Annotated in this window: 14 protein-coding genes; 6 read left to right on the forward strand and 8 right to left on the reverse strand. The window is 71.7% G+C overall.

What is annotated here, in order from left to right; all coding sequences use genetic code 11:
* Nucleotides 1–18 precede the first annotated feature (18 nt).
* The gene (locus tag ACIQHQ_RS32145; protein ID WP_402618730.1) at nt 19–1,320 is read right to left on the reverse strand and encodes a hypothetical protein; all 1,302 of its coding nucleotides are present in this window, start codon (nt 1,318–1,320) and stop codon (nt 19–21) included.
* A gap of 134 nt (nt 1,321–1,454) precedes the next feature.
* Nucleotides 1,455–2,573: an alpha/beta hydrolase gene (locus ACIQHQ_RS32150; RefSeq protein WP_402618733.1), complete on the reverse strand. Its 1,119-nt coding sequence runs from the start codon at nt 2,571–2,573 to the stop codon at nt 1,455–1,457.
* 233 nt (nt 2,574–2,806) lie between these two features.
* Here ACIQHQ_RS32150 and ACIQHQ_RS32155 point away from each other — a divergent pair, with 233 nt between their 5' ends.
* The 6 genes from ACIQHQ_RS32155 to ACIQHQ_RS32180 all read left to right on the forward strand — a co-directional run bounded on the left by ACIQHQ_RS32155 (nt 2,807) and on the right by ACIQHQ_RS32180 (nt 7,860).
* Nucleotides 2,807–4,642, forward strand: a complete 1,836-nt coding sequence (locus tag ACIQHQ_RS32155; RefSeq protein WP_402618735.1) for a phosphatidylglycerol lysyltransferase domain-containing protein — start codon at nt 2,807–2,809, stop codon at nt 4,640–4,642.
* A 73-nt stretch (nt 4,643–4,715) separates the two neighbouring features.
* Nucleotides 4,716–5,606, forward strand: a complete 891-nt coding sequence (gene folP, locus ACIQHQ_RS32160; protein ID WP_402618737.1) for a dihydropteroate synthase — start codon at nt 4,716–4,718, stop codon at nt 5,604–5,606.
* On the forward strand, nt 5,603–6,109 hold the full coding sequence (locus tag ACIQHQ_RS32165) for a nuclear transport factor 2 family protein (protein WP_402618739.1): 507 nt from the start codon (nt 5,603–5,605) through the stop codon (nt 6,107–6,109). The genes folP and ACIQHQ_RS32165 overlap by 4 nt, the downstream gene beginning before the upstream one ends.
* Before the next feature lie 235 nt (nt 6,110–6,344).
* Nucleotides 6,345–6,704, forward strand: a complete 360-nt coding sequence (gene folB, locus ACIQHQ_RS32170) for a dihydroneopterin aldolase (RefSeq protein ID WP_402618741.1) — start codon at nt 6,345–6,347, stop codon at nt 6,702–6,704.
* On the forward strand, nt 6,701–7,312 hold the full coding sequence (gene folK, locus ACIQHQ_RS32175) for a 2-amino-4-hydroxy-6-hydroxymethyldihydropteridine diphosphokinase (protein WP_402618743.1): 612 nt from the start codon (nt 6,701–6,703) through the stop codon (nt 7,310–7,312). The genes folB and folK overlap by 4 nt, the downstream gene beginning before the upstream one ends.
* 59 nt (nt 7,313–7,371) lie before the next feature.
* Entirely contained in the window at nt 7,372–7,860 is a 489-nt protein-coding gene (locus tag ACIQHQ_RS32180; protein WP_402618745.1) for a DUF3180 domain-containing protein, read from the forward strand.
* A 9-nt stretch (nt 7,861–7,869) separates the two neighbouring features.
* Here the strand turns inward: ACIQHQ_RS32180 and folE are convergent, their stop codons facing one another.
* The 6 genes from folE to dacB form a co-directional block, all read right to left on the reverse strand.
* A complete protein-coding gene (gene folE / locus ACIQHQ_RS32185; protein WP_402618748.1) occupies nt 7,870–8,475 on the reverse strand; it encodes a GTP cyclohydrolase I FolE in 606 nt (201 codons plus the stop codon).
* 126 nt (nt 8,476–8,601) lie between these two features.
* Nucleotides 8,602–10,641 carry an ATP-dependent zinc metalloprotease FtsH gene (gene ftsH, locus ACIQHQ_RS32190; protein WP_402619119.1) on the reverse strand — a complete coding sequence of 680 codons (2,040 nt, stop codon included), beginning with the start codon at nt 10,639–10,641 and terminating at the stop codon, nt 8,602–8,604.
* A 187-nt stretch (nt 10,642–10,828) separates the two neighbouring features.
* The gene (gene hpt, locus ACIQHQ_RS32195; RefSeq protein WP_030845937.1) at nt 10,829–11,389 is read right to left on the reverse strand and encodes a hypoxanthine phosphoribosyltransferase; all 561 of its coding nucleotides are present in this window, start codon (nt 11,387–11,389) and stop codon (nt 10,829–10,831) included.
* A gap of 62 nt (nt 11,390–11,451) precedes the next feature.
* Nucleotides 11,452–12,495 (reverse strand): tRNA lysidine(34) synthetase TilS, encoded by a 1,044-nt coding sequence (gene tilS / locus ACIQHQ_RS32200; protein WP_402618751.1) that lies wholly within the window; start codon nt 12,493–12,495, stop codon nt 11,452–11,454.
* A 195-nt stretch (nt 12,496–12,690) separates the two neighbouring features.
* On the reverse strand, nt 12,691–13,818 hold the full coding sequence (locus ACIQHQ_RS32205) for a zinc-dependent metalloprotease (RefSeq protein WP_352115571.1): 1,128 nt from the start codon (nt 13,816–13,818) through the stop codon (nt 12,691–12,693).
* A gap of 92 nt (nt 13,819–13,910) precedes the next feature.
* Nucleotides 13,911–15,497, reverse strand: coding sequence for a D-alanyl-D-alanine carboxypeptidase/D-alanyl-D-alanine-endopeptidase (gene dacB / locus ACIQHQ_RS32210; protein WP_402618754.1), 1,587 nt, complete (start codon nt 15,495–15,497; stop codon nt 13,911–13,913).
* Nucleotides 15,498–15,523 lie beyond the last annotated feature (26 nt).

Consider the following 15,523-nt stretch of genomic DNA (forward strand, 5'->3'; position numbering starts at 1 on the left):
CCTCCGTCGCGACGAGCGTCAGGACACCGCGCTGCGCAGTCCCTGCAGGTCGATCTGCTCCGTCTCGTCGTGCGCCGTCAGGTCGATGACCTGGCCGATGCCGCGCGACTCCTCGTCGGCCGGCTTGTACCGGGCCTCGGTCTCCGCCTTGTGCAGGGCGAGCGCCTCCTGGCCGACGACATCGGCGAGGTCCTCGTTCTGCACGGCCTCCAGGGCCGCGCGCGAGGTGCCCGCTTTGGTGCCGAAGAAGTCGAATCCGCCCTCGGTCAGCGGACGCCGTACCGGCGGCTGCGGCGGGACGGCCACGGCGGTCGGCACGGTGTAGTGCCCGGAGAGCCGGCCTCCGGTCTGCTCGGCCCGGGCGGTCTGCTCGGCCCGCGCGGACTCCGGAAGCCGACCGGCCTCACCGCCCGGGACGGAGGTCTCGCCGCCCGGGACGGAGGCCTCGCCGCCCGGCGCGGGCATCTCGGCGCCGGGCGCGGGCATCTCGGCGCGAGGCGCGGGCGTCTTGGCGGTCGCGCGCTCGTGCCCGTCGGCGGCCGTCTCGGACCGCCCCTGCGTCTCGTCCTCCCGCGCCTGCTCCCGCTGCTCCGCCCGCTCCTGCTTCGGCTCCTGCGCGGGCTCCGCGTCCTCGCCCCTCGGCACGCCGTCGCCGTCACCGCCGCCGTCCGGGTCCGGGGCCGGGGCCGTCTCACCGTCGAACCGGGCCAGCGCGGCCGCGGCCCGCAGGAACAGCCGGGAACCCTCGGGCGAGAAGACGGCGGGAACCGCGGGCTCCTCCTCGGCGGCGCGAGCGGCCGGCGCCTCCTCCGGCCCCGGCGCCGCGTCCGCCGTCCCCGCCGGCAGCGCGGCCCGTGCCGGAACCGTCGCCTCTATCTCGAGCACCCGGCGTTCCTCCAGGACGCTCGCGCGCTCGGTCTCCGCCGTGGCGTACCGGCGCAGCAGCGCCGCGTGCTCGTTGCGCAGCCCGGCCAGCTCCGTGCGCTTGGCCCGCAGCCGCTGCTCCAGCTTGCCGCGCAGCTCGCGCGACTCCTCGAGGTCGGCCTCCAGTTCGGCGACCCGCTCCTCGAAGCGCCACTCGTCGCTCGCACGCGCGCGCGTGAGGTCGGCGACGCGCTTGCCCGCCTGGGTGTCCCAACGGCGCAGCACGACCGCGCCGATGACCGCCGTCGCCGCGGCGGCAGCGGCCAGAGCACGGAGCACCATCGGTTCCGTGAACACCCAGGGCCCCAGGGCGCAGACGAGGGAGACGCCTGCGATCGCCGACGGGGGCAGCAGCCTGTGCAGGGGCGGGGAATGGCGGTGACGTCCACGTGGCATGGCCAGAAACTTACCGCGCGTAGGCGAATCATGGTGACCCACCCCGCAAAAACAAAGCCACACCGAAACGTTCACAGAGCATCAGAACTCGCGGAGAAGTGGAATCGGCCGCTCGGGCAATTCCCAAGATCATTTCAGCGGCCGCCCAGCCGCCCGCTCATCCACTCCAGCGCCGCCGGAATCTCGCGCCGCCAGGTGTTGAAGTTGTGCCCACCGCTTTCCAGGATGATCGACGAGATGCGCGTCCGTCCGTTGCCCTCCACCCGTTCGATGAACCTCAACGTGTCCTTGTAGTTGGTCTCTCCCCGCTTACTGCTGCTGACCAGCAGGGACGTATCGGGAGCGGGCATGTGCGCGAGGTACCACCACAGATCGGCGCGATTGCGCAGCCCCTTGTCGCCCTGGAAGAGATCGCCTGTCGTGGCGTCGATCGGCGCCTTGTAGTACGCGGACAAGCCCGCCCCGGCGGCGTACACATCGGGATGATGCAGGGCGATCTTCAACGCGCAGTAGCCGCCGGTGGAGTTGCCGATGATGCCCATACCGCCCGGCTTTTCGGCCACCCTGTAGTGGGTGCGCAACGCGTCGGGGAGATCCTTCGCGAAGAACGACTCCGTCTGCGGTCCGCCCGGGACGTCGACGCACTCCGTGTCCCGGGGCGGCGCCACCGTGGGCCGCAGCATCACGAGGATCATCGGCTCCGCCCGTCCCGCCCGGGCCAGTTCCAGAGCCGTACGCGGATAGTGCAGCTTCTCCACCAGCGCCGACGCCGTTCCCGGGTAACCCGTCAGCACGACGGCCGTCGGGAACCTGTGGGTGCGGTACCGCGGCTGGTAGTACTCCGGCGGCAGATAGACGTACGCGGGCGTGGCGATGCGGGTCGTACGGCCCACGATGTCGACCTGCTGGACCCGGCCGCCGGCCTGGGGCAGCGCCCCGCCCGCCCCGGGCACCCGGCGCGATGCGACCACCTCCAGCGGGCCACCGCCCGGCATGTGGTCGACGACCACACCCTGGTCCTTCTCCTGCCCGAACAGGTCCGCCCAGCTCGCGTAGAACCCGAAGGCCTGGTTGGCGGCGAGGCCCGCCGCGGCGAACAGCGCCACCTGGGTGCCCAGCAGCAGCCCGACACGCCCGCCCACCGCGCGCCAGCTCCGCCGGGCCAGCCGTGGCCACAGCCAGACCGTGCCGGCGAACAGCAGCACCGCGGACAGAACCGCCAGCGTCAGCACCTTGTTGCTCGTCAGACCCATGGGTCGGTCACCTGCGCACGCTCTCCGCCCGGACCCGACCCGCGCCGACACCTTCGCACGAGCTTGTCCCGGACTTTCCTTGGCCTTTGAAACGGCTTTGACGTGAGGAGTGAACCTCTCCCCCCGAGACACCGTCCTAGAGGACGCAATGTCGCCGGATGACCGAAACGGCACCGGATTCAAGGTCTCTCGCAGAACTACAGGATGCGATGTCTGTCAGGACAGATGCGGAAATGTCGGGTGAGGTTCCGAGTCGCGGCAGCGGCACGGCTCGTCCGGGCCGGGTGCACCGGATACTGAGCGGACCACGCCCCGAGGCGGTCCCCCTCCTCGTCGGCAGAGCCTGCGCCCTGGTGGGCGTCCTGGACATCGCCGCCGGCGTCTTCCCCCGCTTCCGGCACAGCCGGATGCACGCCATCGCCGAGGTCCTGCCCGGCGCGCTCGGCCCGTTCGCGGCCGCCCTCTCCCTCAGCACCGGCGTGCTGCTGCTGCTGCTCGCCCACGGCCTCAAGCGCGGCAAGCGCCGGGCCTGGCGGGCCGCGGTGGCGCTCCTGCCCGCCGGTGCCGTCGCGCAGTTCACCTACCGGCACTCGCTGGTGGGCGTGCTGATCTCCCTGGCACTGCTGGCACCCCTGCTGCGCCACCGCGACCAGTTCAACGCCCTGCCCGACCCGCGCAGCCGCTGGCGGGCGCTGGCCAACTTCGTCCTCATGAGCGCCGGTTCGCTGCTGCTCGGCCTGCTCATCGTCAGCGTCCACGGCGAGCGCATCGTCGGCGACCCGAGCCTCGCCGACCGCATCACCCACGTCATCTACGGCCTGTTCGGCTTCGAGGGCCCGGTCGACTACCGGGGCACCACCTCCTGGACCGTCGCCTTCTCCCTCGGCGCCCTCGGCCTGCTCACCGCCGTCACCACCATCTACCTTGCCTTCCGCCCCGAACACCCGGCCGCACAGCTCACCGAGGAGGACGAGGCCCGGCTGCGCGCCCTGCTGGACAAGCACGGCCGCCGCGACTCCCTCGGCCACTTCGCCCTGCGCCGTGACAAAGCCGTCGTCTTCTCCCCCAGCGGCAAGGCCGCGGTCACCTACCGCGTCGTCTCCGGCGTGATGCTCGCCAGCGGCGACCCGATCGGCGACGTCGAGGCCTGGCCCGGCGCCATCGAACGCTTCATGGACGAGGCCAAGGCCCACTCCTGGACCCCCGCCGTCATGGGCTGCTCCGAGACCGGCGGCGAGGTGTGGACCCGCGAGACCGGGCTCGACGCCCTGGAACTGGGCGACGAGGCGGTGGTGGACGTCGCGGATTTCTCCCTCGCCGGCCGCGCGATGCGCAACGTGCGCCAGATGGTCAAGCGCATCGAGCGTGCCGGTTACGAAACCCGGGTACGACGTGTCCGTGACCTCGGCGAGGCCGAACTGGACCGCATCCGCCGGGCCGCTGACGACTGGCGCGGCACCGACACCGAACGCGGCTTCTCCATGGCGCTCGGCCGCGTCGGAGACCCCGCCGACGGCGACTGCCTCATCGCCACCGCCCACAAGCAGGACGAGCACCCCGGCCCCTACGGCGACCTGAAGGCGATCCTGCACTTCGTGCCGTGGGGCACCGACGGCGCCTCCCTGGACCTGATGCGCCGCGACCGCTCGGCCGACCCCGGCATGAACGAACTGCTCATCGTGGCCTCCCTCCAGGCCGCCCCCAAGCTCGGCATCGCGCGCGTCTCGCTCAACTTCGCCATGTTCCGCGCGGCACTGGCCCGCGGCGAGAAGATCGGAGCCGGACCGGTGCTGCGTGCCTGGCGCGGGCTACTGGTCTTCCTCTCCCGCTGGTTCCAGATCGAGTCCCTGTACAAGTTCAACGCCAAGTTCCAGCCGCGCTGGGAGCCGCGCTTCGTCGTCTACCGCGCCTCCGCCGACCTGCCCCGCATCGGTTTCGCCGCCATGCAGGCGGAAGGCTTCGTCAACCTCGCCCTGCCCCTGCCGCGCTTCCTGCGCCGCCGGCGCCCCGCCGTCCACCGTCCGTGCGCCCACGCCACCCCGGCGGAACGCGACGTCCGGGCGGCGTGACCCGTCCCTCGCCGCAGGCCGTTCGCCCGGGCCGCAGCGCCTGACGACCCCCGCCGGGGCCTACGCTGAACATATGAGCAACCAGAGCGGACGCGGGCGCGTGGCGGGCCTACCCGAATGGGACCGCTGCGCGGTCATGGGAGTCGTGAACGTCACCCCCGACTCCTTCTCCGACGGCGGCCGCTTCTTCGACACCACGGCCGCCGTCAAACGCGGCCTCGACCTGGTCACCGGGGGCGCGGACCTGGTCGACGTCGGCGGCGAGTCCACCCGTCCCGGAGCCACCCGGGTCGACGAGGCCGAGGAACTGCGCCGCGTCATCCCCGTCGTCCGCGGCCTGGCCTCCGAGGGGGTCACGGTCTCCGTCGACACCATGCGCGCCTCCGTCGCCGAACGGGCCCTCACGGCCGGTGCCGCCCTCGTCAACGACGTCAGCGGCGGCCTCGCCGACCCCCGCATGATCCCGGCCGTCGCCGACGCCGGCGCCCCCTTCGTCGTCATGCACTGGCGCGGCTTCCTCCAGGGCGGCAACGTCCGGGGCGAGTACGCCGACGTCGTCACCGAAGTCGTCGACGAACTGCACGCGCGGGTCGAGGCCGTCCTGGCCGGCGGCATCACCCCGGACCGCGTCATCGTCGACCCCGGCCTCGGCTTCTCCAAGGACGCTGAGCACGACCTCGCCCTCCTCGCAGGCCTCGACCGGGTCCTCGCCCTCGGCCACCCGCTGCTCGTCGCCGCCTCCCGCAAACGCTTCCTCGGCCGGGTCCTCGCCGCCCCCGACGGCCCGCCACCCCCCGCACGCGAACGCGACGCGGCCACCGCCGCCGTCTCCGCCCTCGCGGCGCACGCCGGCGCGTGGGCGGTCCGCGTCCACGAGGTGCGCGCCACGGCGGACGCAGTCCGGGTCGCTCGCGCCATCAGCGGGGCGCGCGCAACGGGCACCGGCGCAGTAGGCGCCCGGTGAGCGCCCCGCACACCGACGTCGAGCAGGTCGAGGCCGCCAACACCGCCTTCTACGAGGCACTGGAACAGGGCGACTTCGAAGAACTCGCGTCGCTCTGGCTGACCCCCTCCGACCTGGGCGTCGACGAGACCTACCACGACCCGGCCGACACCGGCGTGGTCTCCTGCGTACACCCCGGCTGGCCCGTGCTGACCGGCCGCGGCGAGGTCCTCCGGTCGTACGCGCTGATCATGGCGAACACCGACTACATCCAGTTCTTCCTGACCGACGTGCACGTCTCGGTCACCGGCGACACCGCCCTGGTGAACTGCACCGAGAACATCCTCAGCGGCGGCCCCGCCCCCGAGGGCGCCGACGAGGAGCTCGGCCCTCTCGTCGGGCAGCTCGTGGTCGCCACCAACGTGTTCCGGCGCACGCCCCAGGGGTGGAAACTCTGGTCGCACCACGCATCCCCCGTCCTCGCCGAAACCGACGAGGACGAGCAGGACGACACCCCCGCCTGAGTGGGTACGCGCCCGGTAGGGGTTGGAATCGAGCACCCACGGGTAGGGGCGGCTACCAGTTTGTGAGCCGACGGGTTCCCCCGGGGAAACGCCGGATGAATCCTGCCGGACCCGGCCGCAGCCCCCACCCGTGGCCCGGCCCCGTCCGTGCTCGCGGGTAGATTCGACCGAGGCCGGTGTGCCGACCGCACACGGCACCGCCCGGCCCTGACCGACGATTGCAGGAGTGATTCGCGTGGATCGTGTCGCGCTGCGCGGCCTGAAGGCCCGCGGGCACCACGGGGTGTTCCCGAAGGAACGCGAGGAGGGCCAGACCTTCATCGTGGACCTCGTCCTCGTCCTGGACACCCGTCCGGCCGCGGCCGACGACGACCTGGCGAAGACCGTGCACTACGGCATCGTGGCGGAGGAGGTCGTGGCCGCCGTGCAGGGCGAGCCCGTCGACCTCGTCGAGACCCTCGCCGAGCGCATCGCCCAGGTCTGTCTGAAGCACGAGGTGGTGCAGGAGGTCGAGGTCTGCGTCCACAAGCCGGACGCCCCGATCACCGTCCCCTTCGACGACGTGACCGTCACCATCACCCGGAGCCGAGTATGACCGCGCCCTTCATCAAGGGTCCGACCGACCCGACCGTACAGCCGGTGCCCGCCTCCGTCGTCGAGAAGGTCGACGCCGCCGATACGACCCTGTCCAACCCCAAACGGGCCGTGGTCGCCCTCGGCTCCAACCTCGGCAACCGCCTGGAGACCCTCCAAGGGGCCATCGACGCCCTGGAGGACACGCCCGGCGTCCGCGTCAAGGGCGTCTCCCCGGTCTACGAGACCGAGCCCTGGGGCGTGGACCCCGGCAGCCAGCCCGCCTACTTCAACGCCGTCGTCGTCCTCAAGACGACCCTCCCGCCGTCCTCGCTCCTGGAGCGCGCGCACGCGGTCGAGGAGGCCTTCCACCGCGTCCGGGACGAGCACTGGGGCCCCCGCACCCTCGACGTCGACATCGTCTCCTACGCCGATGTCGTCTCCGACGACCCGAGCCTCACCCTCCCCCACCCCCGCGCCCACGAACGCGCCTTCGTCCTGGCCCCCTGGCACGACCTGGACCCCGAGGCGCGGCTGCCCGGCCACGGCCCCGTCGCCGGGCTGCTGGACGCCGTCACCCGCGACGGCGTGACGCCCCGCGCGGACCTGGAACTCCGGCTGCCCGAGTAGCCGTTAAGGTCGAGACGGCCGCGAACCGGGCCGAAAGCCGGGGGAACCGAAGGGACACCGTGAGAGAGCTGCGTATCCGGGTACTGGCCGGCGTCTTCGTCGTGGCCGCAGTCCTGTCCTGGGCGGGCGCCCGCCTGTGGAACTCGGTCGGAACGCTCCCCAGCGTCCCCCTGGCCGCCCCCGTCGTCCTGGCGGTGATCGCCGTGGTCCTGCTGGCCACGGCGCTCTCGATCCGCGCCCGTCTCAAGGCCCAGCGCGAGCGCCGCCCCGAGGCCAAGGGCGTCGACCCCCTCATGGCGGCCCGCGCGGTCGTCTTCGGCCAGGCCAGTGCCCTGGTCGCCGCCCTCGTCTCCGGCATGTACGGCGGCACCGGCGCCTTCCTCCTGGAGTCCCTCGACATCCCCGCCCGCCGCGACCAGGCCGTCTACGCCGGCCTCTCCGTCCTCGCGGGCATCGGCGTCATAGCGGCAGCGATCTTCCTGGAGCGCGTGTGCAAGCTCCCGGAGGACGACGAGAACGACGGCACAGGGGTGGCGCCGACGGTCTGACACAGACCGTCAGCGCGCCATGATCAGGCTCATGGCCTCATTACGGGTCGCCGGATCACGAAGCTGACCTCGGACCGCCGAAGTGATCGTTTTCGCACCCGGTTTGCGGACCCCGCGCATCGACATGCACATGTGCTCGCACTCGACGACGACGATCACGCCCCGCGGCTCCAGGATCTGCATCAGGGAGTCGGCGATCTGCGTGGTGAGTCGCTCCTGCACCTGTGGGCGCCGGGCATAGACGTCCACGAGGCGAGCCAGCTTCGACAGGCCTGTGATCTTGCCTTCGACGGACGGAATGTAACCCACGTGCGCCACGCCGACGAACGGCACGAGGTGATGCTCGCAGGAGCTCAGGACTTCGATGTCCTTCACGAGCACCATCTCGTCATGCCCGAGGTCGAACGTCGTGGTCAACACGTCCTCCGGCTGCTGCCACAACCCCGCGAATATCTCCCTGTACGCCCGCGCCACCCGCGCCGGCGTCTCCCGGAGGCCCTCGCGGTCCGGATCCTCGCCGACCGCGATCAGGAGTTCGCGTACGGCGTTCTCGGCGCGCTTCTCGTCGAACTCGCCGATCCGGCCGTCGCCGTCCAGCGTCACGGGGTCGGTCATCTGGTGCCTCGTTCCTGTGTCCTTCACGGGGCGGCCTGCGGAAATGGCGAAAAGCCGCGCCCCCCAGGCTAAAACCTGGGGGGCGCGGCATCCATTCCGGGGGCGTGGGCCGCCGGGGGAGCCCGGTCAGCTCTCGGGGCGGTCCTCCGGGGTCAGCTCGGGCGCCGGGGCGGGCTCCGCCGCGGTGCTCTTCGCGGTGGAGATGGCCGGCGACGCGCCGTTCGCCCCGTTCGTCAGGGCCAGCTCCTTGGGGGAGAGGACCGGCGGGCGGGTGGACGGCGTGCGGCGGGAGGAGCCGGTCCAGGCGGGCCTGGGCGGGCGCTTGACGATGGGGGCGAAGATCTCGGCGATCTGCTCCTTGCCCAGCGTCTCCTTCTCCAGCAGCTGCAGCACGAGGTTGTCGAGGACGTCGCGGTTCTCGACCAGGATCTCCCAGGCCTCGTTGTGCGCGGTCTCGATGAGCTTCTTGACCTCTTCGTCCACGAGCGCGGCGACCTCTTCCGAGTAGTCGCGCTGGTGAGACATCTCACGGCCGAGGAAGGGCTCGGTGTTGTCGCCGCCGAACTTGATCGCGCCGAGACGCTCGGTCATGCCGTACTGCGTGACCATCGCGCGGGCCAGGCCGGTGGCCTTCTCGATGTCGTTCGCGGCACCCGTGGTGGGGTCGTGGAAGACGAGCTCCTCGGCCGCGCGACCGCCCAGCATGTAGGCGAGCTGGTCCAGCATCTCGTTGCGCGTGGTCGAGTACTTGTCCTCGTCCGGCAGCACCATCGTGTAGCCGAGGGCACGGCCCCTCGACAGAATCGTGATCTTGTGGACGGGGTCGGAGTTCGGCGAGGCCGCCGCGACCAGGGCGTGTCCGCCCTCGTGGTACGCGGTGATCTTCTTCTCCTTGTCCGACATGATCCGGGTCCGCTTCTGCGGGCCCGCGACCACACGGTCGATCGCCTCGTCCAGCATGTGGTTGTCGATCAGCTTCTGGTCGCTGCGGGCCGTCAGCAGGGCGGCCTCGTTCAGCACGTTGGCCAGATCGGCACCCGTCATACCGGGCGTACGGCGGGCGACGGCCGACAGGTCGACGTCGGGCGCGACCGGCTTGCCCTTCTGGTGGACCTTGAGGATCTCCAGACGGCCCTGCATGTCCGGGCGGTCGACGGCGATCTGCCGGTCGAAGCGGCCGGGGCGCAGCAGCGCAGGGTCGAGGATGTCGGGCCGGTTCGTGGCGGCGATGAGGATCACGCCGCCCTTGACGTCGAAGCCGTCCATCTCGACGAGGAGCTGGTTCAGGGTCTGCTCGCGCTCGTCGTGACCGCCGCCGAGGCCGGCGCCGCGGTGGCGGCCGACCGCGTCGATCTCGTCGACGAAGACGATCGCCGGGGCGTTCGCCTTGGCCTGCTCGAACAGGTCCCGGACTCGGGAGGCACCGACACCGACGAACATCTCGACGAAGTCGGAACCGGAGATCGAGTAGAAGGGGACGCCCGCCTCACCCGCGACGGCACGCGCGAGCAGGGTCTTGCCGGTGCCGGGAGGCCCGTAGAGCAGGACGCCCTTGGGGATCTTGGCACCGACGGCCTGGAACTTGGCCGGCTCCTGGAGGAACTCCTTGATCTCGTGGAGCTCCTCGACGGCCTCGTCGGATCCGGCGACGTCGGAGAAGGTGGTCTTGGGGGTGTCCTTGGTGATGAGCTTCGCCTTGGACTTCCCGAAGTTCATGACCCGGGAGCCGCCGCCCTGCATCTGATTCATCAGGAACAGGAACACGACCACGATCAGCACGAAGGGCAGCAGGGAGAGCAGGATGCCGACGAACGGGTTCTGCTTGGACGGCGAGACCGTGTAGCCGTCCGGGATCTGCTTGTCCTGGTACTTGTTCTGCAGCGTGTTGGCGAGGTCCACGCCTTGGTTGCCGATGTAGCTCGCCTGGATCTTCGAGCTGTCCTCGACCTTGACGCCGTCCTTGAGCGTGACCTTGATGATCGACTCGTCACCGGTGGTCAGCTTGGCCGACTCGACCTTGTTCTGGTTGATCGCCTGGACGACCTGGCCGGTGTCCACCGTCTTGTAGCCGCCGGACGAGCCGACGACCTGCATCAACACGACCACGGCAAGGACGGCCAGCACGATCCACATGACCGGCCCACGGAAGTATCGCTTCACGTCCATCCATACGGAGCGGTGCCGCCCCGTCCCTCCTGCCATCGTGAGTTTGATAAAGACTGTTCTTCGGACGGTACCCCAGCATTGTCACCTGAAGCCGCGTGGGACGGCTGGCGATCCGCCTACGCCTGCTCCAACGGCGGGAAGTCCGCTGGGGTTCCCGATCACCCTCACGGGCACACCGGCCGGGGTTTCAGCCGCCGTACACGTGGGGCGCGAGCGTACCGACGAACGGGAGGTTGCGGTACTTCTCGGCGTAGTCGAGGCCGTAGCCCACGACGAATTCGTTGGGGATGTCGAAACCGACCCATTCCACGTCGATGGCCACCTTCGCGGCCTCGGGCTTGCGCAGCAGCGTGCACACCTTGAGGGAGGCGGGCTCGCGCGAGCCGAGGTTGGAGAGCAGCCAGGACAGGGTCAGGCCGGAGTCGATGATGTCCTCGACGATCAGGACGTGCTTGCCCTTGATGTCGGTGTCGAGGTCCTTGAGGATCCGCACCACACCGGAGGACTGGGTGCCCGCCCCGTACGAGGATACGGCCATCCAGTCCATGGTGACGGGGGTGGACAGCGCCCGCGCGAGGTCGGCCATGACCATCACCGCGCCCTTGAGGACTCCGACGATCAGAAGGTCCTTGCCCGCGTACTCCGCGTCGATCTTCGCTGCCAGCTCGGCCAGCTTGGCGTCGATCTCTTCCTTGGTGATGAGCACCTTCTCGAGGTCGGCACCCATGTCTTTCGCGTCCACCCGCATCACTTTCGGTCGTCCCACCGGCCGAGCGGCCCCTCCTGGCGACTGCGGGGAGGGGTCGTGGTTCAGCCTTGCCGAATCACCAGTCTGCCACCCTGCCGCTGTGCCACGACCTTGCCGGGGAGGTTGATGGCTCCCTGACCGCGCCAGCCGGTGATCAGCCGGTCGACTTCCTCGATGTGGCGGGCGAACAGCGACCCGGCGGGCGCACCGGCCGCGATGGCGGCCCGGCGCAGGATGCGGCGGCGTACGGCGGGCGGCAGGGCGTAGAGCTTGGCGCACTCCAGGAGCCCGGCGTCGTCGCGGACGGTGGCCTCGGCCTGGCCGGCCCAGGAGTCGAGGGCGTCGGCGTCGTCGCGGGAGAGCCGGGCCGTACGGGCGAGGGCTTCGACGACGCCTTTGCCGAGGGCCTTCTCCAGGGCGGGCAGGCCCTCGTGGCGCAGCCGGGAGCGGGTGTAGGCCGGGTCGGCGTTGTGGGGGTCGTCCCAGACGGGCAGGGACTGGACCATGCAGGCCTTGCGGGCGGTCTGCCGGTCGAGTTCCAGGAAGGGGCGGCGGTAGCGGCCGCCGGCCCCCGAGACCGCGGCCATGCCGGACAGGGAGCGGATGCCGGAGCCCCGGGCGAGGCCGAGCAGGACGGTTTCAGCCTGGTCGTCGCGGGTGTGGCCGAGCAGGACCGCGGCGGCGCCGTGGCGTTCGGCGGCGGTGTCGAGCGCGGCGTAGCGGGCGTCGCGGGCGGCGGCTTCCGGTCCGCCGGCGCGGCCGACGGTGACGGCGACGGAGTCGACCGGGTCGAGGCCGAGTTCGCGCAGGCGCTGGACGACCTCAGCGGCGCGGGCGTCGGAGCCGGGCTGGAGTCCGTGGTCGACGGTGACGCCGCCGGCCCTGACGCCGAGCTTGGGGGACTCGAAGGCGAGGGCGGAGGCGAGGGCCATCGAGTCGGCGCCGCCGGAGCATGCCACGAGCACGAGCGGCCGAGAGCTCGGGGGATGCTCCGGCGGGGAGGCGTGCGGGACCGCGGCGGGGCCGCGGTGGTGTTCGGTGAGGAGGTCGTGGAGGACGCGGCGGACCGCCAGGCGTATCGCCGCGACCGCAGGATGGGGACCCATGTCCGGTTCCCTTCATGAAGTTTTCGGGGGGTGAGCCCGCGTGCCGGTCACGCAGAGTGTGTAGATGGTGACAGAACCGGGCCGTTCCCCGAGCATTGCACGCCTACCCGTGCCTCACGGTCCCTCGGACGGGTGATTGAAGGGGCGTTCGTCTGCCGTCGGCCGGTTTCCTTTCACGGCCTTCCGCGATGTTCACTACTCGGCCCTGCGATGCACCCGCGCGACCCAGTCCGCCGGTTTGGCGATCTCCGACTTGGTGGGGAGGGTGTTGGGCGAGGTCCACACGCGGTTGAAGCCGTCCATGCCGACCTCGTCGACGACGGCCCGCACGAAGCGTTCGCCGTCCCGGTACTGGCGGAGTTTGGCGTCCAGGCCGAGCAGCTTACGCAGGGCCAGGTCCAGGCGGGAGGCGCCCTTGGCGCGGCGCTGCTGGAACTTCTCGCGGATTTCGCCCACGGACGGCACGACGGACGGGCCGACGCCGTCCATCACGAAGTCGGCGTGGCCCTCCAGCAGGGACATCACGGCCGTGAGGCGGCCGAGGATCTCGCGCTGGGCGGGGGTCTGGACGATCTCGACGAGGGAGCGGCCGCCGTCGTCCTCCTCGGCCTCGGGGCGGCCCCCGGCGAGGGTCTGGGCCGCCTCCCGGACGCGTTCCAGGACGGTCATGGGGTCGACGTCGGTCTCCGTGAGGAACGACTGGATTTCACCCTCAAGGTGGTCCCGCAGCCAGGGCACGGCGGTGAACTGGGTGCGGTGCGTCTCCTCGTGCAGGCACACCCAGAGCCTGAAGTCGTGCGGGTCGACGTCGAGTTCGCGCTCCACGTGCACGATGTTCGGGGCGACGAGCAGAAGCCGGCCGCCGCCGTTCTCGCCGGAGGGGAGTTCGCGGGTGGCCGGGGCGAAGGTCTCGTACTGGCCGAGGACGCGGGAGGCCAGGAAGGACAGCAGCATGCCGAGTTCGACGCCGGTGACCTTGCCGCCGACGGCGCTCATGACGGAGCCGCCGGGGGTGTCGCCGCGCCGTTCCTGCATCTTGTCGAGCAGGGGCCTGAGGATTTCCCGGAACCCGGCGACGTTGGCCCGGATCCAGCCTGCCCGGTCGACGACGAGGACGGGGGTGTCGTGCCCCTCCTCGGTGCCCAGCCGGGTGAATCCGCGGACGTGTTCCTCCGAGGCCTTGGCATGCCGGCGCAATTCCGCGACGACGGCCCGGGCCTCGTCGCGACTGACCTCGGGGCCCGGCCGTACGAGCCGGGTCGCGGTCGCGACCGCGAGGTTCCAGTCGACCATGCCGGTTGAAGCACCACCGATGCTCGTCATGCGTCAACCGTACGTGAGGGCCGCGCGCTGGGGCAGGGCGGCGGGGGCCGGGTGACGCCGGTCCGTCTTCCGGTGCCCGGCGCCGGTGGCCGTCACCTGCAGCCGCACGCCGCCAGGGCGCTGGCCACTCGGTCCAGGGCCTGCTGGGTCGCCGCCGGCCGGCCGGGGTCCGTGTCCGCGGCCATGAACGCGAAGGCCAGCAGGCGGCCGTCCTCGTCGACGAGGGTGCCCGCGAGGGCGTGGACGCCCGAGAGGGTGCCGGTCTTGGCGCGCACGACGCCGGCCGCGCCGTCCGTGTAGCGGCTGGTCAGGGTGCCGGTGAAGCCGGCGACGGGGAGGCCGGTGAGGGCCGGGCGGAGTTCGGGGTGGGCGGGGTCGGCCGCCTTGGCGAGCAGCGCGGTGAGGAGGCCGGGGGTCAGCCGGTCGGCGCGGTTGAGGCCGCTGCCGTCCTTGAAGGCGGCGCCTTTGAGGGGGAGGCCGAGCTCACGCAGCCGGGAGCTGACGGCCTTGCCGACGCCGGCGAAGTCGGCCCGGTCGCCCGTGGCGATCGCCGTCTGGCGGGCGAGGGCCTCGGCGATGTCGTTGTCGCTGTTGGTCAGCATGCGTTCGACGAGGGCGGAGAGCGGGGGCGAGGAGACCGCGGCGAGGGTTTCGGCGCGGGTCGTGGCCTTGGACGGGCCGGGGGCCGTGGTCTTGACGCCGTGAGCCTTCAGGAAGCCCCCGAACCGGCGGGCCGCGTCCGCCGCCGGGTCCTGCACGCGTTCGGCCGGGCCGCTGGTCGAGTCGTTCGTGCGGCCCTCGTCGGCCATCAGGGGGGTGACGGGGGCGAGGTTGCCGTCGACCCCGATCGGGTGGGTTTCGTCGCCCGCGTAGAGGGTCGTGTCGTAGGACAGGGTGACCTCGCGGACGCCCCGGTCGGCGAGGGCGGTGGCCGTTTCGGTGGCCAGGGTGCGCAGACTCGCCGAGCCGCCGGCCTTCTCGCGGGCGGTGAGCGTGGGGTCGCCGCCGCCGACCAGGACGACTTCCTTCGTGTCGGGTTCCAGCGCTGCGCGGGTGGTGAGGCGGTGGTCGGGGCCCAAGGCGGACAGCGCGGCGACGGCTGTGGCGATCTTCGTGGTGGAGGCGGGGGTGAGCCCGGTGTCCGGGGTCTTGCCGTACAGGCGCCTGCCGGTGGTCACGTCGATGACCGAGGCGGCGGGCCGAGGCCCGAGGGCCGGGTCCTCCAGCAGGGGCGTGAGGGCACCGGCGAGAGCCTTGCCGTCCGGGGCGGACTTCACGGTGCTGACGCCTCCGAGGCCGGTGAGCACCGGTCCGGCGCTGGGGGCGGGCCGGGGCCGGCCGGGCGTGCCGGGGGCGCTGCCGTGATCTGTGCCACCCGTGCGGCCCAGGGCCACTGCCCGGTCCCGCTCGGCCGTACGCTGACCCGAGGAGTCCCAGGGACCGGCGGCGGTCACGGCACCGGCGGCCAGTGCGAGCCCGGCGGTGGCGGCGCCCGCGGTGTACTGCCAGGACTTCGGCCGCGTGACCTGCGCGACCTGCGGTTTCCCGGCTCGCGCGAGCCGTGCGAGGTGTGGTTTCGTGGCCGCTGCGGCCCGGGCCAGGCCCGGTCGTACGGCGTCCGCGAGCCGCACCACATGCGGTCTCGCGGCCCGCCAAGGCCTCAGCTCTGGCACGACCACCAGCCCCTTTCGCGATCACACACCTG

The organism is Streptomyces sp. NPDC092370 (genome assembly GCF_044755265.1).
Lineage (GTDB): Bacteria > Actinomycetota > Actinomycetes > Streptomycetales > Streptomycetaceae > Streptomyces.